Origin of the sequence: Flavobacterium sp. (genome assembly GCF_036741995.1) — a bacterium.
Taxonomy (GTDB): domain Bacteria; phylum Bacteroidota; class Bacteroidia; order Flavobacteriales; family Flavobacteriaceae; genus Flavobacterium.
Genome location: NZ_DAINRG010000016.1, coordinates 18814 through 41143, shown reverse-complemented (window position 1 = coordinate 41143; position 22330 = coordinate 18814). Strand labels below are relative to the sequence as shown.

25 protein-coding genes are annotated in these 22330 nt (G+C 36.4%); 4 read left to right on the top strand and 21 right to left on the bottom strand.

Annotated elements, in window-relative coordinates:
- Positions 1 to 11: 11 nt before the first annotated feature.
- A complete protein-coding gene (gene tsaE, locus V7D82_RS07120; RefSeq protein WP_333600287.1) occupies positions 12 to 419 on the bottom strand; it encodes a tRNA (adenosine(37)-N6)-threonylcarbamoyltransferase complex ATPase subunit type 1 TsaE in 408 nt (135 codons plus the stop codon).
- Positions 420 to 431: 12 nt separating this feature from the next.
- On the bottom strand, positions 432 to 1985 hold the full coding sequence (gene porX / locus V7D82_RS07115) for a T9SS response regulator signal transducer PorX (protein ID WP_333600286.1): 1554 nt from the start codon (positions 1983 to 1985) through the stop codon (positions 432 to 434).
- Between the two features lie 211 nt (positions 1986 to 2196).
- Between porX and V7D82_RS07110 the strand changes: the two genes are divergently transcribed.
- Positions 2197 to 2391, top strand: coding sequence for a hypothetical protein (locus V7D82_RS07110; protein ID WP_333600285.1), 195 nt, complete (start codon positions 2197 to 2199; stop codon positions 2389 to 2391).
- A 143-nt stretch (positions 2392 to 2534) separates the two neighbouring features.
- Positions 2535 to 4574 carry a M13 family metallopeptidase gene (locus V7D82_RS07105; protein WP_333600284.1) on the top strand — a complete coding sequence of 680 codons (2040 nt, stop codon included), beginning with the start codon at positions 2535 to 2537 and terminating at the stop codon, positions 4572 to 4574.
- A gap of 52 nt (positions 4575 to 4626) precedes the next feature.
- On the opposite strand, the gene V7D82_RS07100 is transcribed toward V7D82_RS07105, so the two are convergent.
- From V7D82_RS07100 to rsfS, 7 genes are all read right to left on the bottom strand, one after another.
- A complete protein-coding gene (locus V7D82_RS07100) occupies positions 4627 to 5403 on the bottom strand; it encodes a superoxide dismutase (RefSeq protein ID WP_333600283.1) in 777 nt (258 codons plus the stop codon).
- Positions 5404 to 5406: 3 nt separating this feature from the next.
- Complete coding sequence (locus tag V7D82_RS07095; RefSeq protein WP_333600282.1) at positions 5407 to 5682, bottom strand: acyl-CoA-binding protein; 276 nt, start codon at positions 5680 to 5682, stop codon at positions 5407 to 5409.
- Positions 5683 to 5693: 11 nt separating this feature from the next.
- The gene (locus V7D82_RS07090; protein ID WP_333600281.1) at positions 5694 to 6347 is read right to left on the bottom strand and encodes a phosphatidylserine decarboxylase family protein; all 654 of its coding nucleotides are present in this window, start codon (positions 6345 to 6347) and stop codon (positions 5694 to 5696) included.
- Positions 6337 to 7140 carry a phosphatidate cytidylyltransferase gene (locus V7D82_RS07085; protein ID WP_333600280.1) on the bottom strand — a complete coding sequence of 268 codons (804 nt, stop codon included), beginning with the start codon at positions 7138 to 7140 and terminating at the stop codon, positions 6337 to 6339. The genes V7D82_RS07090 and V7D82_RS07085 overlap by 11 nt, the downstream gene beginning before the upstream one ends.
- Position 7141: 1 nt before the next feature.
- Positions 7142 to 7747 (bottom strand): lactate utilization protein B/C, encoded by a 606-nt coding sequence (locus V7D82_RS07080; RefSeq protein ID WP_333600279.1) that lies wholly within the window; start codon positions 7745 to 7747, stop codon positions 7142 to 7144.
- 115 nt (positions 7748 to 7862) lie between these two features.
- Positions 7863 to 9788, bottom strand: coding sequence for an ATP-dependent zinc metalloprotease FtsH (gene ftsH, locus V7D82_RS07075; protein WP_333600278.1), 1926 nt, complete (start codon positions 9786 to 9788; stop codon positions 7863 to 7865).
- A 16-nt stretch (positions 9789 to 9804) separates the two neighbouring features.
- The gene (gene rsfS / locus V7D82_RS07070; RefSeq protein ID WP_333600293.1) at positions 9805 to 10176 is read right to left on the bottom strand and encodes a ribosome silencing factor; all 372 of its coding nucleotides are present in this window, start codon (positions 10174 to 10176) and stop codon (positions 9805 to 9807) included.
- A gap of 92 nt (positions 10177 to 10268) precedes the next feature.
- On the opposite strand from rsfS, the gene V7D82_RS07065 reads away from it, so the two are divergent.
- Positions 10269 to 10997, top strand: coding sequence for a biotin--[acetyl-CoA-carboxylase] ligase (locus V7D82_RS07065; protein WP_333600277.1), 729 nt, complete (start codon positions 10269 to 10271; stop codon positions 10995 to 10997).
- A 150-nt stretch (positions 10998 to 11147) separates the two neighbouring features.
- Complete coding sequence (locus V7D82_RS07060; protein ID WP_333600276.1) at positions 11148 to 11912, top strand: ice-binding family protein; 765 nt, start codon at positions 11148 to 11150, stop codon at positions 11910 to 11912.
- Between the two features lie 46 nt (positions 11913 to 11958).
- Here the strand turns inward: V7D82_RS07060 and V7D82_RS07055 are convergent, their stop codons facing one another.
- From V7D82_RS07055 to V7D82_RS07000, 12 genes are all read right to left on the bottom strand, one after another.
- Positions 11959 to 12384: a hypothetical protein gene (locus V7D82_RS07055; RefSeq protein WP_333600275.1), complete on the bottom strand. Its 426-nt coding sequence runs from the start codon at positions 12382 to 12384 to the stop codon at positions 11959 to 11961.
- A 217-nt stretch (positions 12385 to 12601) separates the two neighbouring features.
- Positions 12602 to 13033, bottom strand: a complete 432-nt coding sequence (locus V7D82_RS07050) for a hypothetical protein (protein ID WP_333600274.1) — start codon at positions 13031 to 13033, stop codon at positions 12602 to 12604.
- 40 nt (positions 13034 to 13073) lie between these two features.
- On the bottom strand, positions 13074 to 13436 hold the full coding sequence (locus V7D82_RS07045) for a hypothetical protein (RefSeq protein ID WP_333600273.1): 363 nt from the start codon (positions 13434 to 13436) through the stop codon (positions 13074 to 13076).
- A gap of 324 nt (positions 13437 to 13760) precedes the next feature.
- Complete coding sequence (locus V7D82_RS07040) at positions 13761 to 14240, bottom strand: hypothetical protein (RefSeq protein WP_333600272.1); 480 nt, start codon at positions 14238 to 14240, stop codon at positions 13761 to 13763.
- Between the two features lie 57 nt (positions 14241 to 14297).
- Positions 14298 to 15503 (bottom strand): hypothetical protein, encoded by a 1206-nt coding sequence (locus V7D82_RS07035; RefSeq protein ID WP_333600271.1) that lies wholly within the window; start codon positions 15501 to 15503, stop codon positions 14298 to 14300.
- Between the two features lie 14 nt (positions 15504 to 15517).
- Positions 15518 to 16003 (bottom strand): hypothetical protein, encoded by a 486-nt coding sequence (locus V7D82_RS07030; protein WP_333600270.1) that lies wholly within the window; start codon positions 16001 to 16003, stop codon positions 15518 to 15520.
- 75 nt (positions 16004 to 16078) lie between these two features.
- The gene (locus V7D82_RS07025) at positions 16079 to 16663 is read right to left on the bottom strand and encodes a hypothetical protein (protein WP_333600269.1); all 585 of its coding nucleotides are present in this window, start codon (positions 16661 to 16663) and stop codon (positions 16079 to 16081) included.
- A gap of 56 nt (positions 16664 to 16719) precedes the next feature.
- On the bottom strand, positions 16720 to 17475 hold the full coding sequence (locus tag V7D82_RS07020; protein WP_333600268.1) for a CHAP domain-containing protein: 756 nt from the start codon (positions 17473 to 17475) through the stop codon (positions 16720 to 16722).
- 923 nt (positions 17476 to 18398) lie between these two features.
- A complete protein-coding gene (locus tag V7D82_RS07015; protein ID WP_333600267.1) occupies positions 18399 to 19010 on the bottom strand; it encodes a response regulator transcription factor in 612 nt (203 codons plus the stop codon).
- Complete coding sequence (locus V7D82_RS07010) at positions 19007 to 20662, bottom strand: tetratricopeptide repeat-containing sensor histidine kinase (RefSeq protein WP_333600266.1); 1656 nt, start codon at positions 20660 to 20662, stop codon at positions 19007 to 19009. The genes V7D82_RS07015 and V7D82_RS07010 overlap by 4 nt, the downstream gene beginning before the upstream one ends.
- Before the next feature lie 125 nt (positions 20663 to 20787).
- Positions 20788 to 21237 (bottom strand): hypothetical protein, encoded by a 450-nt coding sequence (locus tag V7D82_RS07005; RefSeq protein ID WP_333600265.1) that lies wholly within the window; start codon positions 21235 to 21237, stop codon positions 20788 to 20790.
- A 183-nt stretch (positions 21238 to 21420) separates the two neighbouring features.
- Positions 21421 to 22308, bottom strand: coding sequence for a hypothetical protein (locus V7D82_RS07000; protein WP_333600264.1), 888 nt, complete (start codon positions 22306 to 22308; stop codon positions 21421 to 21423).
- Positions 22309 to 22330: the final 22 nt, after the last annotated feature.

Below are 22330 nucleotides of genomic sequence, written 5' to 3'. Positions count from 1 at the left end.
ATTTTATTCAATTAGGTCAATCTTAAATGTCTTTTGCCATCCACCGTTTGCGATAAATGGATGACAGAGTGCGCCTCCGGAATGAGGTTCGGAATCTTCTCCGCCCATTCAATAAAGCACCAGTTTCCGGAATATAAATAATCGTCAATACCCATATCCATGGCTTCTGTTTCCGATTTTAGGCGATACACATCAAAGTGATACACATACTGATGGTCATCGGTTTCATATTCGTTAACCAAAGAAAATGTCGGACTGCTTGTGGCCTCATGAACGCCAAGTTCTTTGGCTAACGCTTTGATTAAAGTGGTTTTGCCCACACCCATATTGCCATGAAAAAGGATTACTTTATTCGGTTTTTCGGCTATGATTTTTTTGGCAACTTCTTGTATTTCATCAATTGAAAAAATAATTTCCATTGGTAACTCAAACTATTTTGGATTAAAAACTAAAAACGGCACTATCATTTCTTCCAACGAAATACCACCGTGTTGGTAGGTGTTTCGATAGTAACTTACGTAATGATTGTAATTATTAACGTAAGCCAAAAAATAATCGTTTTTGGCAAATATATAAGAACTACTCATATTGATGGTAGGTAAACCAATTTTCTTAGGATCTCTTACGGCATAAACATCTCTGTCTTCATAAGTCAGGCTTCTTCCGGTTTTGTAGCGAAGGTTCAAACTCGTGTTTTTATCACCAATAACTTTGGAAGGATTTTTAACGTTTATCGTTCCATGGTCTGTGGTGATTATCAATTTGAAACCTAATTTTTGGGCTTGTTGGATGATTTCCAAAAGTGGAGAATTTTTGAACCAGCTCAACGTCAATGAACGATAAGCTTTGTCATCGGAAGCCAATTCTTTTACCACATCCATTTCGGTTTTCGCGTGTGAAAGCATATCCACAAAGTTGTATACTACGGTAACTAAGTTGTTGTCTTTTAATCCTTTGAAATTTTCGGCTAATTTTTTGCCACTGGCCAAATTGGTGATTTTGAAATAATCCTGTTTAATATTCAATCCTAATCGCTTCAAATGAGCAGTTAAGAATTCAGCTTCGTAAAGGTTTTTTCCACCGTCTTCCACATCATTTTTCCAATATTGCGGAAACTGTTTTTCCATCTCCAAAGGTGTTAAACCCGAGAAGATTGAATTTCGGGCATATTGTGTAGCCGTCGGTAAACTGGCGAAATACGGAATTTCTTTTTCTAATTTATAATGATTGGCCACTACACTTTCCATCGCTTTCCATTGATCGTAACGCAAATTATCAATCACGACAAACAAAACTGGTTTGTCTTTTTTGACCAATTCGGGCACGACTAATTCTCTGAACAAAGTGTGTGACTGAATGGGTTTATTGGCTTTTGGTTCAAACCAATCTTCATAATTACGCTCAATAAATTTCCCGAATTGCGAATTGGCTTCCACTTTTTGGCTTTCAAGAATTTCAAACATGCTTTGATCGTTGATGTTTTCTAATTCCAATTCCCAAAACAGTAATTTTTTATACAACTCTACCCAATCTTCATAGCTGTTTACCATGGCCATATCCATGGCAATTTTGCGAAATTCTTTCTGATAATCGAGTGTCGTTTTTTCAGAAATCAATCTGGAGTGGTCGAGGTTTTTTTTCAAGCTCAACAAAATCTGATTCGGATTGACCGGTTTAATCAAATAATCGGCAATTTTGGAACCTATGGCTTCCTCCATAATGTATTCCTCTTCACTTTTGGTAATCATAATGACGGGCGTAGAGGATTTCTTTTCTTTCATTTCGGAAAGGGTTTCCAGACCGCTCATTCCAGGCATGTTTTCATCCAGAAACACAATGTCAAAATTCCCGTCTTCGTAGGCATCTATAGCATCACGACCGTTGTTGTAAGTCGTAACCTTATAATTTTTCTTTTCTAAAAATAAGATGTGTGGTTTCAACAAATCAATTTCATCATCAACCCAAAGTATTTTGATAGTATCCATAGTCATTTATTATTTGGTGCAAATTACTATTTATAAAACGCAGTAATATTAAAATTATTATAAAAAAAAGAAAAGTTTTTTGAAATGAAATGCTTGTTAAATTAGTAAGGCTGTTAAAAATCAAAGGAATGTTAAAGAATGTGGCAGTGTCAAAATATTATATACATTTGGTTCACAATTCACACAAAAAAATAATTTAAAATTTATACACATGAAAAAAGTAATTTCTGCATTAGCTATCGCAGCCTTTTTATTTACTGCAAATGTTAACGCTCAAGCCAAACAAGAGAAGAAAAAAGAAACCGCAAAAACAGAAAAATCTTGTTCTGCCAGTGAGAAAAAAGCTTGTGCTGCTGGAGGTAAAAAATCTTGTTGTGCTGCCAAAAAAATGGAAGAGAAAAAGTAATTTTTGTCTTCCCAAAAAAACATAAAAGTGCCTGAGTTATCAGGCACTTTTTTTTATGGGTTTGCTATGAGATTAAACATATTAGTCTACATTTGGTAACATTTTTATTTTATTTAGTCAAATAGTCATCAAAATAATAATTTATGCAATTAAAAACCAAACTTACCCTCAGTATGTTTTCAGCTTTGCTTTTAATCAGCTGTAACAAAAAAGAAGTACAATTTGAAGACCCGTTAGTTACTAATCGTGATACGACCGTTAGTCCGGGCGAAGATTTTTTCCACTATGCCAATGGTGCTTGGTTCAAGAAACATGCTATTCCAAGCAGCGAAAGCAGTAACGGAATCTTCCGAATGATTGGCGACACGATCAACGCACAAATCAAAGACATTTGTGAAAAATCAGCTAAAAACACCGATGCTGCCAAAGGGAGTAACGAACAAAAAATAGGTGATTTTTATGCGTCAGGAATGGACACTTTAGCCATAGAAAAAGCAGGATTAAAACCATTAGCCATGGAGTTTGCCAAAATTCAGGCCATACAGGATGTACCATCGCTAATGAATACTATTGGTTATTTGCACACGATAGGAGCTGGTCCCGCGTTCTCTTTTTATGTTGCGCAAGATGATAAAATAAGTTCAAAGCACGCCTTGTTCTTTAGCCAGGGAGGTTTGGGTTTAGGCAATAGAGATTACTATTTCAATACCGATGAGCAAACCGTTAAAATCAGAACCGAGTATGTTAAGCATTTGCAAACCATGATGCAATTGATGGGAGATGATGCAACCACTGCAAAATCGGCAGCGGCGACTATCATGAAGCTGGAAACCGATTTGGCCAAAAACAGCCGAAAACTGGAAGCACTTCGCGACCCGGTTAAAAATTATAACAAAATGACTTTGGCACAATTCAAAGCTTCTACTCCGGCAATTGCCTGGGAAAATGTTTTGCCACAATTGGGCGTTGCCAAAGCGGATACGGTTATTGTTGGACAACCTGAATTCTATAAAGGGTTAGACAAAATCGTAACGACTTATTCTATTGCTGATTGGAAAACCTATTTGAAATGGGATTTAGTAAATTCATATGCGTCGTTTTTGAACAATGCTATTGAAAAACAAAACTTTGCTTTTTATTCTACCGTTATGAATGGAGTGAAAGAGCAAAAACCAAGATGGAAAAGAGTAGTGGAAGAAACGGATGGTTCCTTAGGAGAATTGGTGGGGCAAGTCTATGTTTCGGATTATTTGCCAAAAGGCTCGAAAGAAAAATTATTAGAAATTGGGAATAATATTCGCGATGTATATGCTGAGCACATCAAGAAATTAGACTGGATGAGCGAAACTACCAAACAAAAAGCATTGCAAAAATTAAGCAAAATTGTAATGAAAGTAGGCTATCCTGATAAATGGAAAGATATGAGTAGCGTGGTTATTAACAGAAATGCGTATTGTGCCAATGTTATGGCAACAAACAAATGGAGTTATAACTATATGGTGAAAAAATTTGGAAAACCGGTTGACAGAACGGAGTGGGATATGTTCCCGCAAACCTACAATGCTTATTACAATCCAAGCAATAACGAAATTGTAGTTCCGGCTTGTAATATTTTAGTACCTGGTTTTGAAGGCAGAATGCCGGATGATGCTATTTTATACGGAATTATTGGTGGTTCTACCTTTGGACACGAAATCACTCACGGTTTTGACGATCAAGGAAGCCAATACGATGAAAATGGTAATTTGAAAAACTGGTGGACAGCTGAAGATTTGGCTAAATTCCAACAAAAAACAAAACTGATTGTGGCGCAATTTAACAAGTTCGAACCTTTAAAAGGGAAGTTTGTAAACGGAGATGCTACACAAGGAGAAAATATTGCTGATTTAGGTGGTGTTGTCATGGGATTTGAAGCTTTCAAAAAATCGGCACAATACAAAAACAAAGAAAAAATTAGTGGTTTAACTCCTGAACAAAGATATTTCCTGGCTTATGGCTACGCTTGGATGATACATGCTAAAGATGAATATCTGTCTAGACAAATTATGACCGATGTGCATTCACCGGCACAATTCAGAGTGAACGGACCGTTAATGAATATTCCGGAATTTTATAAAGCCTTTAATATTAAACCGGGTGATAAAATGTACCAGCCGGATAATTTAAGAGTTGTTATCTGGTAATACTATAAAATAAAAAAATCCCTATCAATTTGATAGGGATTTTTTTTTGAGGCTATTTTTTGGCGACAGCTTCTTCATACCGCTCGGAGACTTTTTTCCAATTGATGATTTTGAAATAGTTCTCAATGTATTTTTTGCGTTTGTATTGGTAATCCAAATAGTAAGCATGTTCCCAAACATCCAGGTTTAATATTGGTGTGCCCGAAACGGTTTGTTTTGGCATCAAAGGATTATCCTGATTTGGAGTGCTGGTAACCACTAATTTTCCTGATTTGTCGACCACTAACCATGCCCAGCCTGAACCAAATTGTTTTTCGGCAGCATCTGCAAATTGATTTTTAAAAGTATCAAAAGAACCAAAATCACGGTTGATTATGGTAGCTAAAGTATCTTTGGGTTGTCCGCCGGCTTTGGCTGCCATGCCTTCCCAAAATAAGGTGTGATTGTAATAACCGCCGGCATTGTTACGCAAATCAGCATTAGTGACGTCTGATTTTTTCAAAATGTCTTCAATAGACAAATCGATTAATGTTGGATCGGCTGCTACTAATTTGTTTAAATTATTGGTATAAGTCAAGTAATGTTTTGAATAATGAACATTCATCGTAAGGATATCGATACTCGGCGAAAGTGCATTGTATTCGTAAGGAAGGGCTACCAATGAAAATTGTCCGTCGTCAGCTTTAACATCATCAGGATGGCCGATGGTAACTTTTTCTTCGGCGGCCGGTAGTGGCACTTCTACTACTTCTTCGAGTTTTTTTCTTTTGCAGGACGGTATCAAAAAAATAAAAGAAAAACACAATGCAATTGAAAAAATCTTTTTCATAATCTACTTTTTATTTTTTGCTAAGGAGTTGATGGCTTCAATATATAATTCTTTAGCTTCGTCAACCGATAAGTGACTGATTTGCATCCAGGCATTGGTTTTAAAAGCATTTCTTAAATCAAAATTAGAAGCGCTGTTGTAATCAATGGTGCCAAAAGTGGCTTGCTTGTAATAGGCATACAACCGCAGTTGTACATCTTGTGGAAGGGATGACTGTGTCATTTTGGAAGCCGTTTCCACCGCTTCCTGAAAACGAATTTCTAATTCTTTTTCAGACATTGTAGTAAGTGTTATGTTGTGGCAACTATCGTTTTTCCGCCAACCGCTTTGTCATTCAAATGTACATTTATTTTGGTTCCCAAGGGCAAATAAATATCGACTCTGGAGCCAAATTTGATAAAACCGGCATCTTCGCCTTGCACCACTTGTTGGCCAACTTCGGCATAGTTTACAATTCGGCGGGCCAAAGCTCCGGCAATTTGACGGTACAATATTTCGCCAAACTCTTTGGTTTCAATCACTACCGTAGTTCTTTCGTTCTCAGTACTGGCTTTTGGATGCCAGGCCACTAAGTATTTTCCGGGATGGTATTTGCTGAATTTTATTTTTCCATTGGCGGCATATCGCGTAACGTGTACATTGATTGGCGACATGAATATCGAAACCTGTAACCGTTTGTCTTTGAAATATTCTTCTTCAAAAACTTCTTCAATTACCACCACTTTTCCATCAACCGGCGCAATGATATGATGGTCATTAATGGTCACCGTTCTTGTTGGGTTTCGGAAGAATTGCAAAATCATGATCAGGAAAAACAGCGTAACCAATTGAATTCCTTTTTCTAACCAAAAATAGTCGGTAAGGAATTTATAGGATAAAATGTAAATGATTATAGTTAATGAGCTTGCTATAGCAATAATCTTTCCGCCTTCTTTATGAAACATAATATAAAATTTGATAAAACAAATAAACAAATGGTGCTGCAAATATAATACTATCTAAGCGATCTAGAAAACCGCCGTGCCCTGGCATGATATTTCCGCTGTCCTTAACGCCGGCATTTCTTTTAAATTTCGACTCAATTAAATCCCCTAAGGTACCAAAGGTGCTAACTAGTACAGCAATGATAATCCATTGAATGATTGATTCGTCTATATAAAACTGCCCCAATAAAAAGCCAGCAATCATTGAAAAGAATAATCCGCCAACAAAGCCTTCGATAGTTTTTTTCGGAGAAACTCTTTCAAATAGTTTGTTTTTGCCGATGCTTCGTCCTACCAAGTAAGCAAAAGTGTCGTTGGTCCAAATAAGCACCAGTATGCTGATGATAACTTTGGGATGGTATTCATTGGCAATGAAGGGTATTTTAGTAAAAATGATAATCGGAATGATGAGATAGCCTATCAGAAAAACATATTTTGAATTTTGCAATAAGGGTTTGCTGTGCTTTTCAAAAAGAAAAAATAAAGCCCTGAATGAAACCAATAAAGCGGCTATCAACAATAAGATTTCGTTGGTTTTAACGGTGTTGTTTAAATTGAAAAGGATAAAGGCCACTGTCGCCAATAGCAATGGGAGTATAGGTTTGAGGTGTATTAGTTTGCAAAATTCCACCACGGAAAAAACTAATAACAAACCAAATAATAATAAAAAACTATACGGTGAGTATAGTGTAGCGCCAATCAGTAGTAGTACATAAACGGCTCCCGAAATGGCTCTTGTTAAGGTTGTTGACATACTATAAATCTTCTAACAGCAAGAGATATAAATTCTTGGCAGTGCTTCCGTATTGCAGAAAGTCTTCGTCTTTTGCTTTTTCGAAATATTTTATGGTAGTGATATTGGTAGGGTAATCTTTGTCATACTTCTTTTTAATCACCCGAAGACCGTCACTTTTGGTTTCTAAAATCTGACTGGTAGTGGCCAAAATAATGATGTTGATTGGCAAGTCGTTCGGTTTGTTTTGCTTGATTTGATTGGAAGAAAAAAGGACAGAACCTTCATCCGCAATCAGATTTTCGCAACTGGCAAATAAAAATTTCGGATTGGCCGGTTTGTCATAGTGTAGCTTGTTTTCATCCAAAATACTATACAGTTTGGGCTCATAGCAAAGCGCTTCACATTCAAACCAATCATTTTCTTCTAAGATGTTTAAAAACTGGTCTTTTACTTCGTTTAGGTTTTCACAATATAAAAACTTACCGCCATTTTTTTTGAAATTATAAGTAAACTTTTCATCTACAGGAAGTAGCGAAAAGCTGGAAGGAGTATTGTTAAATTCGCTTTGACTTTCTTCGTCAGAGGCATCGTTACCAGCGCCAAAAATTTTTCTGAAAAGACTCATGCTTGTGTGGGTATAATCTAGTTTAGAATTTGAAATCTTTCAAAGATAAAAAAATCTTAATTCAAAAACATGTTTTGAATTAAGATTTTAAAAAAATGTTAAAAAAGCTTTTTAACTAAACTATATCGGTTTCTTCCAGCGGAATATTGAAGGGTCTTTTTCCGAAAATGGTTTCTAAATCATCTTTAAAAATCACTTCTTTTTCTATCAATATATTGGCCAATTGTTCCAGTTTTTCTTTGTTGTCTTCCAGGATTTTAATAGCTCTTTGGTATTCGGTTTCGATTAAATTCGAAATCTCTTTATCAATGGTTTGAGCTGTTTCTTCGGAATAAGGTTTAGAGAAATTGTACTCGCTTTGACCCGAAGAATCATAATAGGTTACGTTTCCTAATTTCTCATTCAAACCATAGATGGTTACCATGGCACGAGCTTGTTTGGTTACTTTTTCCAAATCACTTAAAGCACCGGTCGAAATTTTATTGAACATTACTTTCTCAGCGGCACGACCACCCATGGTAGCACACATTTCATCCAGCATTTGTTCAGGTCGAACGATTAAGCGCTCTTCCGGTAAATACCAGGCTGCTCCTAAACTTTGTCCTCTAGGTACAATTGTTACTTTGACTAACGGAGCGGCGTGTTCCAGCATCCAACTAACGGTTGCATGACCGGCTTCGTGAACGGCAATGGCACGTTTTTCATCTGTGGTAACAATTTTATTTTTCTTTTCTAAACCGCCAACTATTCGGTCAACAGCATCCAGGAAATCTTGTTTGTCAACAGCGGTTTTGTTGTTTCGGGCTGCGATTAAAGCAGCTTCGTTACATACATTAGCAATATCCGCACCCGAGAATCCCGGAGTTTGTTTGGCTAAGAAATCAACATCTAAATCAGCTACTTTTTTCAAAGGTTGTAAATGCACCTCGAATATTTCTTTACGCTCTCTAATGTCCGGTAAATCCACATAAATCTGACGGTCAAAACGACCCGCACGCATTAAAGCTTTGTCTAATACATCCGCTCTGTTGGTAGCGGCTAATACAATTACGTGAGTGTTGGTTCCAAAACCATCCATCTCGGTCAATAACTGATTCAGTGTGTTTTCACGTTCGTCGTTCGAACCTGAGAAATTGTTTTTGCCACGGGCACGACCTACCGCATCAATCTCGTCAATGAAAATGATTGCCGGAGCTTTGTCTTTGGCTTGTTTGAATAAATCTCTAACACGAGATGCTCCAACACCAACGAACATTTCTACAAAGTCAGAACCTGACAGTGAGAAGAAAGGCACTTTGGCTTCACCGGCTACGGCTTTGGCCAATAATGTTTTACCGGTTCCCGGAGGTCCTACAAGTAGGGCACCTTTCGGTATTTTTCCACCAAGAGTGGTATATTTATCTGGGTTTCTCAGAAACTCAACAATTTCCTGTACTTCTTCTTTGGCACCTTCTAATCCGGCTACGTCTTTGAAAGTGATTTTCACATCTGTTTTTTCATCAAAAAGCTTGGCTCTTGATTTTCCGATGTTGAAGATTTGGCCACCGCCACCGCCGGCACCACCGCCTGACATACGACGCATAATCAATATCCAAAGCCCAATAATAACAATGATTGGTAACAACCCCATAATTATTTCGCTCCAATTGCTTTTGGCCTTGAAATCGTAATCTTTCAACTTGCCTTCCTGAGCTGCTTTTTCAATTTTATTCTGGAAGCTTTGATCGTTACCAATGTCAAATGAATAATGTGGCCCTTTGCTGGCATTGCCAAGAATGTCTTTAGCCACTTTAGCATTGGTTTTGTCTTTTAGTGCCGCTTTGGTCAGGTAAGCTTCCCCTTCGGTTTTATTGTAGATAACTACTTTCTCGATTTGTCCTTTTTGTAGTAATTGATCAAATTTTGCCGAAGATATCTTGGCAGCATCCTGAAAACTAGAACCACCGAAGTAAACATTGATGGCAATAAAACCGGCAATCAATGCTACGTAAATCCAAATCGGATTTATTTTAAAATTATTGGAATTCTTTTCGTCAGCCATTTTTTAGTGTGAACTTTTAGTAATTGGTTTGTATGGTAGTGATTTTGGCGTCGCCCCAAAGGCCTTCTATGTTATAGAATTCACGAATTTGTTTTTGGAAAACGTGTACTACGATGTTCACATAATCCATTAAAACCCACTCGCCATTGTCTGTACCTTCTACGTGCCAAGGCTTATCTTTTAATTCTTTCGAAACTAGTTTTTGAATGGAGTTAACAATCGCGTTAACTTGGGTGTTTGAGTTACCGTTGCAGATGATGAAATAATCACAAACTGCCGTATCTATGTCTCTCAAATCCAGGATTTCAATATCATTTCCTTTTACTTCTTCTATGCCTTTGATGATGTTCGCTAGGAGTACATCGGTCTGAACTGCTTTTTTAGCCATGTAGTATTTATGTATGTTTGGCAAAGGTATTACTTTTGTCATTATTTTTGCTTAACAAAAGTCTAAAATTTGCTATTAATATCTGTCACAGTATGCCTATAATCAAACTCGATGCCATAGATTCGACCAACGACTATTTAAAGCAATTAGCGAAAGAAAAGGACTTGGAAAATTTTACCATTGTCATGGCTCGCGAACAAACCAAAGGGAGAGGGCAGATGGGAGCAAAGTGGTATAGCGAACCCGGTAAAAACCTCACTATGAGTGTTTTGGTGAAAGATTTGGCAATAAATACAATTTCCATTTATGATCTCAATGTGGTAGTAGCCATGGCAGCTGTCGATGTGCTGACTTCTACCGGTTGTCCGAATGTCAAGATCAAATGGCCCAACGACATTATGGCAGACAATAAGAAAGTGGGTGGCATACTGATAGAGAACAGTTTTAAAACTGATGGTACTTTTACAGCCGTAGTAGGATTTGGACTGAATCTGAATCAAACCAATTTTGAACACCTGCCACAAGCCAGCTCGTTGACCAATGTAACCGGTCAGACTTATGACCTGGAAGCAACAGCCGATTTATTTGTAAAACAATTGAAACTTCAATTGGATTCGCTGCCTGAAAAAACCAATCTCGTTTGGAACAATTACGAAAAGTTATTGTTCAAGCGAAATAAAGCAGTAGCTTTTGAAGATAGTATCGGCAACCGTTTTATGGGCATTATTGAATCGGTAACCCGAGATGGTAAACTTGCTTTACTGCAGGAAGATGACCTACTTCATCACTACGAAGTCAAAGCAATTAAGATGTTGTATTAATGCTAAGCCGCTATCTTCAGCGGTTTCCCCATGTGAATTATACAACTCATGGGATATATTGTATAAGTTAATTGCCCCCACAAGTAACCACCTTTGTAGTCTCTGACAATCATGTCATAGTTAATACACTACAAGATGAAACTTAATCAAATGTTACCTGCATTCGCTTTACTGACAATCGGACTGTTAGGAAGCTGTTCTAATAATGAAACGGCCACCAACACTTCTAAAGCGATGCCCAATCATAACCAGCCATCCAATAAATTGGCCCCCGTGAATTTGAAAACCGCTGCCAATTTTGCCATACTTTCCAAATCAGGGATTACCAATGTATATCCTTCGGTGGTGACCGGTAATGTGGGCTCCAGTCCTATATCGGGTGCTGCTATTCTTTTGTCATGCCCCGAAGTAGCCGGAACTATTTATACGGTAGATGCCGCCGGGCCACAACCTTGCTATGTAACCGATGCATCTAGACTAACTACTGCTGTAAAAGACATGCAAACGGCTTATACTGATGCCGCCGGTAGAAACAATCCGAATTTTTTAAACTTAGGCGCCGGTTCTATTGGCGGACTAACACTAGCGCCGGGTTTGTACAAATGGAGTACTTCGGTAACCATCCCAACGGATATTACTATCTCGGGAACGGCTACCAGTATTTTCATATTTCAGGTAAGCGGAACACTTAACATGAGTTCAGCAGTACGAGTGCATTTGATTGGTGGTGCTTTGGCAAAAAATATTTTCTGGCAAGTATCCGAAGGAGTAACCTTGGGAACTACCAGTCACTTTGAAGGAACCATTTTAGGGCAAACCTTAATTGCCTTGAATACCGGGGCTACTATAAACGGACGATTATTGGCTCAAACGGCAGTAACCTTGCAAACCAGTACCGTTACCAAACCCAACTAATCCGAACGATATTCTATAAAAAAGCCCCTGTCACTAGGGGCTTTTTTTATTTTCTCGGTGTTATTTTTTCATCATACTTACCGGCAAAACGCTCCAAATTTTTCTCGTCAATGCTGCCCGAAACATCAAGGACTTTTTCGGTAAGCAGGAGTTGGATGAGGAATTTCCAGTTGCGGGGGCGAAGAACTTTTGACTCAATCACTATATTTTGCTTGGCAAAAATCAGTTTTTTATAATCATTAACGGCGCTGGTTTCGCTACCGATATGTTGCTGTTGCAGTACCACTAATTCTTCCTGAGTATTGAGTTTGTACAGATGAAACTCATTGTTCAGGTTTTTTTTGTCAAACGAAAAAGCAGGCTTGTCATCTACCAGTACAGTAGTTTCTTTTAGTTTTACTTCCTGCGCATTTATGGCATTCGTCAGTGTTGAGCAAAGCAAAAGGGTGAGGGCATACATCAAATGTTTCATATCATCAGCATTTTATATTAAGGGGCACTGTTTTGCCTTTTTTGATTAGGACAATTTAACACTAAAAGACAGCTCTCTTTGGTTGTTGCCCAGTGTTTTGTTGTTTTATAACGTTTTTGGTAGGGCTAAGATATAAAATAAAATGCTCCCAAAACAGTGAGAGCATTTATGATTTTTGGCCTGTAGCAGTGGAGTACAGTACTGCCGACTTGTTTTTTTAGTTCAAACGCACGGTTCTTGCCGTTATATTTTCATTGTACTTAGTGGCAAATTTTTGCAATTTTTCAGCGTCAATATTTCCTTCTAAGTCCAACACTTTTTCGGTTAACAATAGGGTTACGATATACTTAAAGCTACGGGCTCTGAATAAGGCTGATTCTATGTTAACATTGTTGTTAGGGAAAATAATTTTTTTATAATCATCTTCCAGATACGAAATGGTACTATTGTTACTGTGTTGTATGTACACTATTTCGTCTTTGGTGTTTAGTTTGTAAATGTGAAATTCAAAACCATCTTTGTCATAATCAAAAGTGGGTTTGTCGTCAACAATTATTTTGTCACTTTTCAATTTAACTTCCTGGGCTTTTACATTATTAGTCACTATAGCAGTGAGCACTAGCGCTAGGGCATACATTAGGTTTTTCATAAATAGTTTTTTTAGTTTTAGTGTAGCTAAGATATAAAATTTATTTTCCATTAATCCTCTTATACACGGCCAATTCTATTTCGAGTTTCTCGATGGTTTTGTTTTTTTCATCCAGTTGAGCCAATAGGTTCGTCTCATTGGCGGTGGTGACCGGTATCGGGAGCTGCTGCGCCACATCGGCAATGAAATTGTGCTGCAATGCCAAGCTTAGTTTCCAGAGGATGCCTACCTGCACCGACTCTCGTTTTACATACTCGGTTAAGCCGTTTCGGTTAATACCTAATTGTTTTGCGAGAGCCGCTCGGTTGCATTTATTTACAGTAAAATAAGTTTTGAGCAAGTGGCCTACATGAATCGAAGTCTCTCCGTGGTTTATTTTGTATTTCTTATTTCTATCAATCATAATCTTAAAAAGTTAGTTGATTGGTTTTTCCTAACAGCTGTTAGTTTTATACTGGTATTGCGTATGTTTATACCAACATTGGTTAGGTTTTGTATGGTATAGAGTTAGTTTTATTATACTGTTTAGAGGTTTTTATACTAACAGGCGTTAGTTTTATACTATGTTTAGTTACTTTAAAAATAACTAATGTTAGTTTTATACTGTGTTTAGTTACTTTAAAAAATAACTAATGTTAGTTTTAAACTGTCATTTTTATATTGGTCCACCCGAAATAAAAGCCCTACCTGATGACAGTATAGGGCTTCTTGGTAGTGGTGTCTAAATTTAAGGAGTTGAAGCTGCTGTTGCAGTATTGTTGGTAAAACGCTCTCGGAGTTGGTCATAAACAGCATCGGCACCGGGAACTCCGGCATCCGCGGCGGCGGCAAAGAGTTTGTAGGCGCTCAAGGCCGATACATAGGCTTCGCTACCAGCCAGCAAATGTGTATCGTCTATTTTTTCCTGAAGTTGCCGTACCAAACTCATTATTTTTTCGAGTTGCATGAATAAATTTAGGTCAATTTGCATATCATTCACTTTAAAAAAGGAGGGTAGCATGCTGTTGTTGTTGACCGCGGCATTGATGGCATCTTCTACAAAAGCTTTGTTGCTCACATCAATTTTGGGTAACGAGGTGCGCTCGTCAGTGGTAAGCCCTAATAGAAAAGGTATTTTGTCCTGAATGGTGACTAGAGCGGTTTTTACAGCGACAATGTCTGCTGCGTCCATCGTGGCGATGATTCGATTGTTGGTTAAATTGGCCATGTTTTATAAATTTTGTTAGTGCCTACTCTTTGAAGGATTTTCGGCGAGGTCCTTTGTTTAATTTAAATGTTGTATTACCCTTTTCGCTCCTAAACCTATTATATAGTTTAAGGAAGTTATCAGATTATTTTCTTTTATTAATGTGTTATCAAAATCTTTTCCAAAAGTTAGAGTCAGAATTTGATTATCTCCTAAATCATAGGAAGCATTTAATACCACTCGCCAACTTGGATCAATAGTATCTTTGTTTAATACACTTCTATAGAGTCCTTCTGTACTTATGGATAGTTTTTGTTTTTCCATCTCTTTGTAAATTAATCTGAAACCACCATCTAAGGTTGAAATATTTTTAGTGTCAATCAAACCAGTTTCGTCAGCAAGGATTTTATCGGGTTGATATAAATATCTAGCTATACCTAAGAAATTCCAATCCTTTCCAGTATCGTAGCTTCCGGTTAACCACGCTCCACCTTTTGAAATGCTACTTCTATTAAAAGTTTGTTCTTGGAAATCTAAGACTGAGCCTACGGCAAAATCTAAAAAGAAGCCTTTCCTGTTGAATTTTAAATCTTTGGTTTCTTTGTTAATTTTATCATTTAAATTCGCCTTTGCTTCAACATCAGCTTCCTTATCTATTTGTTGCTTTCTTAGTAATTCAAGTGCATTAATTTCTTTTAATTTTATAAGTTTTTCACTATCACTAAGAGTACTGTTGCTTACATCAATTTTCATGTTAGTGTATGTGTCTAGTACTGAGTCGCTATTATAAGAACCAGCAGTTTTATTGAGTATGGCTGCTTGGTCTGCTTGGATTGTGTTGATCTTTGCTGTTGTAACATCATCAAATTTTGGTCTAAATATTGAGAATTTTATTCCTAATCCTAGTCTTGTCAATTCTGGCGTTTGAGTATCTTCTTTGAGCTCATTTGAAATTCCAAAAGAAAAAGTAAAAGTCTGCTTAAAAACATCATTAATTTTTTCAGAGTTCAATTCATTTGTAGTCATAGTAGTTTTACCAAAAAGAGTAAACGGTAAAATTTCCATAGCATAGTTAGATGGAATTGAAGTGAAATTATTAGAAGCATTTTGTATAGAGGCAGCAAACGTTGTTAGGTCGGTTGGTTTATCTATACTGCTTGGTGAAATCCCTAATAAATTAAAAGCAACCGAAGATGGCGCAGACAGAGCATCAACATTAACTTCTGTTTGTGAATAAATAACGGGGCATAGAGAGCTTGCTATAATTAAATATATTTTTTTCATAATTTCTATTTTATTTAATACATGAAAATTGAATAGTTAACCTCAATTGTTTGGCCAATTGTATTTAATTCTACTCTATCCAATATTGGATATGCAATAGTTCCCTTTCCTCCTTTAAGTATTAAACTAACTTTAAAGTCAGCAGGTAGTGGTGTAGTTAATTCAGTTGCAGTAGCAGCTAAATAAATATCAAAGGTTTTGTTCATTAAATTTGAATTAGTATCAATCGGATAATCCAGTATTGAACCATGAATGTTTTCTAATCCACCAAATACTTGTTTGTTTAAATAAACATTAGATGTAGTAATGACACCGGTGTTGTAAAACAAAAGAGAAAAAGTTACCATATCATCTGGTGAGCTTTTCAATTTGTATAAATCAACCCAAATAATTTTATTATCGACAATACTCACACTTTCAGTTGAGCTTAATTCATCAGATGCGCTTATCAGTTTATCGATTTTTGTTTTTTCTAAACTGAATAATTTATCAATACTCATAATTTCTAAAATTTAAAATTTTGCCTACTCTGGTTCCTCTTTTCAGCTGCCGAGGTAATTCTTAAAGTCAACTTATTATTTTGAAGCTGCAGTAGAAATTTTATTCACGGCATAAGGAAGTAGTCCCAATCCTAGAGCTAAAAGCACATTTGTGATTTGTGATAAATCGGTGCCAATTCCGCATTCAAAATAGCGATAGAGCCAAAAACTACTAAAACTACTGGCTAATCCTAGTGTCATTATTCCCGAGATAAAAGCTAATAATCGGCTCATACTTTGAGGCTGTATGGTTTTGCCAACAAATGGGGTTGCTGGGTTAGCAGGTGGGAGTGGCGGAACTGCTGGAGGAATAGGTGCACCGCCGTTCTGAACAGGAGGAACAGGATTTGCAGGGGGTGGTGTGTAGGCAGGATTGTCAATAGAAACATCAATGGTTTGATTTTCTCTAAGGGAATCGCCAATTTTATATTTTTCAAGCTGTAATTTCCAGAAAATTACAATTAGCAATACTACATAAAGAAACAGCGGAGCAAACGAGATGATAGTCATTCCATCCGTTATTTTATCTGGTTTACAAGGGGGTACGTCAGCAGCCAATAAAGATTGAGTGCAAAAAAATAGCAATAAACTACTACTACTTTTTAAAATAGTTTTTTTCATAATTTATATAATTTAAGTTGTTAGAGATGCACTTTATATTTGGAGCTTGTTAGGTTTTAATAAATTAAAAAACCTTTATTAATGTCTTGGACTTTTCGTGTGGTTAATCTGAAAACGCCATAGCCATTGCTGCTTTTTTGCTGATTGGTGTTGCCTTCTATGGTGGTTAAGTTGCCACCCTCTACTTTTTCTACTATGCCGGTGTGTCCTTGTCCTGAACCGTGGTCAATGATGAATATGGCTCCCGGTTTTATTAATGAAGAATCGGCTTTGGCTTGTGCAGGAGATAGTTTTTGAGCAGTGGAATGGTTCCAGTGGTTTAATACTCCTGCAGTTTTGTATAACGGATTGGTGATAGCAAGAGCCTTAGCAGCTTCGTCAAAACACCAATATACAAATGCTGCACACCAGCTGTAGTGTTGCCCTTCAGGATCAAGTCCGGCGCGTTTTAAATATTGATCTACTTCAGTCCCTCTGTTGCTGTATAAAGGGTTCTCTAAAACGCCTATTTGTGTTGCAGCTATCTCAAGTGCTTTGCCCAATAAGGAGTTTGGTGCGGTTTCTAGCGTTAAAGTAGATTCGAAGAGTTGATACCAAGTCAGAGCCCCTACAACTCCATCCGCTTTCAAAGCCTGACCTGAAGCATCAGTATGACGGGTTTGGAATAATTTGACAGCACTTTTAGTGATTTCTCCAAAATCACCATCTACAGTTAACGGTCCGCAATTTTTAAGATTAAGTTGTCTCTGAATCGCTTTTACTATTGCTTTGTCGGTGTCTCCTTTTTTAATCATTCTGTTAGGGTAATCCATAATTCCTAAAATTTAAATTATGCCTACTCTCTCCAGTTTTCGGCATCCCTGTAAAGACTCCTTACCCGTTCTACTGGCCACTATTTCCCCCGAAACAGGACAAGAAGGCGGGAAGGAGTTTAGGTATGGGGTCTTGGTGCTTTATCGCAAACTCGATTGCACAAACGTTACAAATGTTCTACGGCTTACTGGGCCGGGCATAATTTGAAAACATCGGTCTACGGCTACCGCTATTCGTACTCGGGGAAATTGAGGGAATTCATCGGCTATGGCATTAATAATATAGCGTCGATCCAAAGGTTTTGGACTGCTGAGAAATTGTTCACCATACATAATTTTACATCGGGTATCTACATTGTTCCAACACATGATTTTTGTTTTGTTTAGTTGTTTGCTTACTCTTGTCAGTTTTCGGCTTCGCTGTTTCGCCTCACCATCCCCCGCTACGTCTCAAGATAGCTGAGGGAGGGAGGAGGTAGGGGTATTTTTAATTCGTTTGATTTCTTTGTATTTGTTTTGGGAACCGATTTATTGTTTCTGAAAATAACCTGCCCTTTTTCAACTCCTAAATACCACTATAGTCTTTGTTTCCGGGCAGGGTTCCTACTTAACTAACCAATTTTTATTTTAAAAAACACCTTTACTTTTGGGGTTGTATAGTGTTTTGTTATTTAAGATTCTACTCTTTCAAAGTTCGAAAACGATATCCAAAAAAAAAATACCTATAAATAGGTATTTTTGCTAATCTTTTTTCTTACTTTTTTACTCTGAAATTATACGAAATATGTTTGTGAGTGCTTTATTTTAAAGGGATAATTGTTTTTGAAATTCAAAAAGGAACTCCAAAAAAAGGAAATGTAAAATTCTGAAATGGCTAGTTTACGGGAAGGAATTTGGAGTGGTTTTTAACAAAATATTCTTGGTTAAAAATCATATTTGCGTTCTACGGCATACCGAATGAGATCTGTTCTGCCATGAATATTAATTTTTTGCATGATGTTTTTGCGATGGGTATCTACAGTGGTTTTTACAATGCACAGAATGTCTGCTATTTCCTGAGAGGACTTTCCATCTCCAATAAGTCTTAAAATTTCTTTTTCGCGGGTACTCAGAAGGATTATTTCTTTGGTTAAATCGTTCATGGTACTAATAGAATCATCAAAAAAAGTTTCGTTAAGCGCAACGACTCTTATGGCCTGCAATACGGTTTGGAGCGATGAGTTTTTCATAATGTAACCAGAGGCACCCGCAGCTCTCATTTGTTGTACGGCTTCAAATTGATCAAACATGCTGAAAGCAATTACTTTGGTCTCCGGAAATTCTTTTTTTATGGCTCGTGTAGCGGCAATACCATCACATTTAGGCATGCGAATGTCAGTAATGACAACATCAGGTCTTTTATTTTTGACCAATTGAATTAGGGCCTCTCCATCAGTAGCTTCACCTACGATTTGAATATCTTCTTCGTTTTTAAGAAATAATTTCATGCCATCAATAAGGGCTTGATGATCTTCGGCTATAGCTAATGTTATCATAAGGGTATGTCAATTATAATAGAGGTGCCTTTGCCTTCGAAACTATCAATAGTAAATGTTCCTCCCATTTGTTCTACTTTTTTTTCAATATTAGTTAATCCCATACCTTCTTTTTTATCTACTTTTTTGGGATTGAACCCTTTACCGTTGTCTTCAACAATGATGTTCAAACTTTGTTGGTGTTGGGTAAGATGGATGTTGATTTCTGAAGCTTCAGCATGTTTTATGGCATTGGTAAGTATTTCTTGTACCATTCTGAATATGCTGACTTCGATGGCATTTTCCAATCGTTCATCAAGTCCAAAAGGAATAACATGTACAATAAGTTTGTTGGGAATTGTTATTTTTTTAGCAATGTTTTGAATGGCTGGGACTAACCCTTCATTACCAATTACGCCCGCATTTTTGGTATGGGCTATGCCTCTCACTTTTTGATAAGCTTCTTCGAGTAAGGCGTCAGTTGTATCATAGAGTTGGTCTTCTTCGTCCTTACGTTCTCCTTTTCGAAGTTTTAAGTTTTGGAAATTAAGTTTCAATGTGGCTAATAAACTGCCTAAGTTATCGTGAAGATCATTAGCGATTTTGATGCGTTCTTTTTCTTGTCCTTCTAACAATATGTCAATTTCATGAAGCTCCTGCTGTTTGAGGATGTTTTCGAATTTTTGTATTTCTATCAGTTTTTCTTGTTCGGCTATTTTTTTCTTTTTTCGTAAGTTTTGATAGCCCAAAATAATTAGTACTAAAACAACTAATAAAAGGATGATCACCATTCCACCTTTTTTTAAGGTGCTTTTTAGCCAAATGATTTCATGTTTATTCTCTTTCGTTTGGTACTTTACATCAATATCTCTAATGGCTTTGAGTTGCTCTTTTTCGTTGGCAATGTTTTCATATACTTTTTGTCGGTCACTATACTCAATGGCTTTTTTGTAGTTTTTCATGTCTTTATAGGTTTCTGACATTAACCTGTAAAGAAGAATTTTGTTATTGGTTTGATAGTTTTTTACATACAACTTATCCGCTTTATTATAAGTAGCGATGGCGGAATCATATTTTTTTTCTTTTCTAAAAATAGAAGCTGTATTGATATAATTATAAGAAATATATTCCGTTAAATTGTGTTTTTGGAAATACTGTAAGGCAGACGCATAATAGCTTCGCGCCTTTTTAAATTGATGAAGATCTTCCGCATACACTAACCCTATGTTCATGTTTAATTTGGCTTCAAATAAAGAATCGTTTACTTTTTTATTTTCAAGTTTTGCTTTTTGATAGTAATCAATTGACTTTACAGGAATCTTTTCTAGGAGGCTGTTGCCAATTTCTTTGTAAGTCGTACATAGTAACGGTATGTTTTTTTTTTCTTTAGCATAGGCTACTGCTTCATCTAATAAATATTTATAGTCCTTATAGGCATAATTGGAGAGTCTTTTTATTTCTGCAATAGTAAGGTTCAATTCAATAATCTTATCGTAGTTTTTTTGGATTTTATAAACTTCTTTGGCTTTCATAAAATACTCTAAAGCATAATTTCCCTTGCCATTTTGATAGTAAGTTTTTCCCAAAAGATAATAGTAGTTAGCTTTATCATTTTCGGATAATTGTTTTGGATTCAGGCTTTGAAAAAACGCTACTCTGTTGTTAAAATTCAAATTTTCAAAATTTGATTCAAAACTCTTTAATGATTTGTTTTGAGCCATAGTAAAAACAGTAATAAAAAATATTATTACTGTTTTTACAAAAACTCTATTTATAGTATACTTTTTCGTCATATGTCTTATACAACCACTCCATCACCATGAGAACCCGGAGGCGAACCGGCAGCGAGATATACATAAGTGTCAATCTTATAATTTTCAATATACCTTCTATCATCTGCATTAGTAACTGGATTAAATCCAATGGCATGATGTACATATACTTTAATCTCTTCTCCTTTAGTAATGTGGTCTATATCTTTGTCTCCTGCATTTACGTAGTCTTTATTAAGTGTTCTAAAGTCGATGTCGTCCGAAATGAATGCGCTATTGGGCTTGCAGGCACTCATATCGTAATCATTATCTTTTGCAGTCGATAAGATTAATAAAACACCATAACGTGTGGTATTGCAGATATCATAACACTGCCTTACTTCAAATTCATCAAAACCAATAAGAGTAGTTTGTATGGCTTGTTTAAACGTTTTCTGTACTTCATCAAAAATTCCAAAGGATTCGTAGATTCTCATAATAAATTGTTTTTAATGTTAGATGATTCAAATTTGCAACATTTAATTTAAAAAAAAATCCCTATTAATAGGGATTTTTTAATTATTTTATGTTATAAATAGTACAAATCGATATGGACTTCGAACTTTACTAAATCAAAAACGATATTTGAGGTTGCTTTTTAGTCCCAAAAAAACGCTGTTTTAACGCATTGGTCTTATTTTTATAGCTGTTTTTCTAAGTGGAGCATTTCTTACTTTGATTTTTTTGACTTTTAAATTTCCCGAAGGTACTCTTCTGAATGAAGCATTTCTGATAATAATAGATTTGACATTATGTGACCTTGCAGCTGTTGTTCTGCTATTATTATGTATCACTAAAGCAGAGGAATGTCTAACTGGGGTATACATGTTTCTTGCCATTGCAATTCTTCGTATGGAAGCCGAATGATAATACAAGCGATGAGGAGCGCAGCGTACATAAAATGTAGAGTACAAAAAAGGATGCCAGGGTCTCCACCAATAAGCTCGAAACCCCCAACGGTAAGGTGATGCCCAAACAATATAATTGGGGGCATATATATAACTAACACAGGGCCAAAACCAAACATTAACCAGTAGCGATTGTATTTCAATAATTGGTGAACTGGGCCCGCCATCAGTTTTTTTGATGGTTTCTTTTTCTTCTGTAGGTTCAATTATTGTATTTTCAGCATATAAATCTTTGTCGCCTTCAATTTGAAGCACAGCTTCCGTTTCTCCTGTTTTTTCTATTGAAATGGTGGCTATGTCTTGCTTTTCGGTGTCATTAAGATAAGTACTTATTACTATAACATGCGTATTCCCTTCTTTAATGTCATGAACATTTATATAGTCAATTTCACCATCATTGTTTAAATCAAGATTGGTAACGTTATTTTTTTTGTCATTGATGAGCCGCTCAAAATTTTCTAATGAATTCGATTGTTTGAACATGGCCAAAGCCCCTTCCAAACTAAAGTTGTCACCAATGTTTACCGGAAGATCTTCTTCTTGCCCCAAAACGGTTGTTACAGACAAACCAATAACTAACAAAAAAAGTATTTTTTTCATGACAAACAGATTTTTAAATTAG

What these genes read in the sequence shown, in the direction of transcription:
- V7D82_RS07000 (WP_333600264.1), bottom strand. Translation starts at nt 22,308, where the DNA reads ATGAAAAAAATACTTTTTTTGTTAGTTATTGGTTTGTCTGTAACAACC.
- V7D82_RS07080 (WP_333600279.1), bottom strand. Translation starts at nt 7,747, where the DNA reads ATGAGTCTTTTCAGAAAAATTTTTGGCGCTGGTAACGATGCCTCTGAC.
- ftsH (WP_333600278.1), bottom strand. Translation starts at nt 9,788, where the DNA reads ATGGCTGACGAAAAGAATTCCAATAATTTTAAAATAAATCCGATTTGG.
- V7D82_RS07040 (WP_333600272.1), bottom strand. Translation starts at nt 14,240, where the DNA reads ATGGCCAATTTAACCAACAATCGAATCATCGCCACGATGGACGCAGCA.
- V7D82_RS07085 (WP_333600280.1), bottom strand. Translation starts at nt 7,140, where the DNA reads ATGTCAACAACCTTAACAAGAGCCATTTCGGGAGCCGTTTATGTACTA.
- V7D82_RS07090 (WP_333600281.1), bottom strand. Translation starts at nt 6,347, where the DNA reads ATGTTTCATAAAGAAGGCGGAAAGATTATTGCTATAGCAAGCTCATTA.
- V7D82_RS07060 (WP_333600276.1), top strand. Translation starts at nt 11,148, where the DNA reads ATGTTACCTGCATTCGCTTTACTGACAATCGGACTGTTAGGAAGCTGT.
- V7D82_RS07110 (WP_333600285.1), top strand. Translation starts at nt 2,197, where the DNA reads ATGAAAAAAGTAATTTCTGCATTAGCTATCGCAGCCTTTTTATTTACT.
- V7D82_RS07025 (WP_333600269.1), bottom strand. Translation starts at nt 16,663, where the DNA reads ATGAAAAAAACTATTTTAAAAAGTAGTAGTAGTTTATTGCTATTTTTT.
- V7D82_RS07005 (WP_333600265.1), bottom strand. Translation starts at nt 21,237, where the DNA reads ATGAGAATCTACGAATCCTTTGGAATTTTTGATGAAGTACAGAAAACG.
- V7D82_RS07095 (WP_333600282.1), bottom strand. Translation starts at nt 5,682, where the DNA reads ATGTCTGAAAAAGAATTAGAAATTCGTTTTCAGGAAGCGGTGGAAACG.
- V7D82_RS07055 (WP_333600275.1), bottom strand. Translation starts at nt 12,384, where the DNA reads ATGAAACATTTGATGTATGCCCTCACCCTTTTGCTTTGCTCAACACTG.
- rsfS (WP_333600293.1), bottom strand. Translation starts at nt 10,176, where the DNA reads ATGGCTAAAAAAGCAGTTCAGACCGATGTACTCCTAGCGAACATCATC.
- V7D82_RS07035 (WP_333600271.1), bottom strand. Translation starts at nt 15,503, where the DNA reads ATGAAAAAAATATATTTAATTATAGCAAGCTCTCTATGCCCCGTTATT.
- V7D82_RS07100 (WP_333600283.1), bottom strand. Translation starts at nt 5,403, where the DNA reads ATGAAAAAGATTTTTTCAATTGCATTGTGTTTTTCTTTTATTTTTTTG.
- V7D82_RS07020 (WP_333600268.1), bottom strand. Translation starts at nt 17,475, where the DNA reads ATGGATTACCCTAACAGAATGATTAAAAAAGGAGACACCGACAAAGCA.
- porX (WP_333600286.1), bottom strand. Translation starts at nt 1,985, where the DNA reads ATGGATACTATCAAAATACTTTGGGTTGATGATGAAATTGATTTGTTG.
- V7D82_RS07045 (WP_333600273.1), bottom strand. Translation starts at nt 13,436, where the DNA reads ATGATTGATAGAAATAAGAAATACAAAATAAACCACGGAGAGACTTCG.
- V7D82_RS07050 (WP_333600274.1), bottom strand. Translation starts at nt 13,033, where the DNA reads ATGAAAAACCTAATGTATGCCCTAGCGCTAGTGCTCACTGCTATAGTG.
- V7D82_RS07015 (WP_333600267.1), bottom strand. Translation starts at nt 19,010, where the DNA reads ATGATAACATTAGCTATAGCCGAAGATCATCAAGCCCTTATTGATGGC.
- V7D82_RS07105 (WP_333600284.1), top strand. Translation starts at nt 2,535, where the DNA reads ATGCAATTAAAAACCAAACTTACCCTCAGTATGTTTTCAGCTTTGCTT.
- V7D82_RS07065 (WP_333600277.1), top strand. Translation starts at nt 10,269, where the DNA reads ATGCCTATAATCAAACTCGATGCCATAGATTCGACCAACGACTATTTA.
- V7D82_RS07030 (WP_333600270.1), bottom strand. Translation starts at nt 16,003, where the DNA reads ATGAGTATTGATAAATTATTCAGTTTAGAAAAAACAAAAATCGATAAA.
- tsaE (WP_333600287.1), bottom strand. Translation starts at nt 419, where the DNA reads ATGGAAATTATTTTTTCAATTGATGAAATACAAGAAGTTGCCAAAAAA.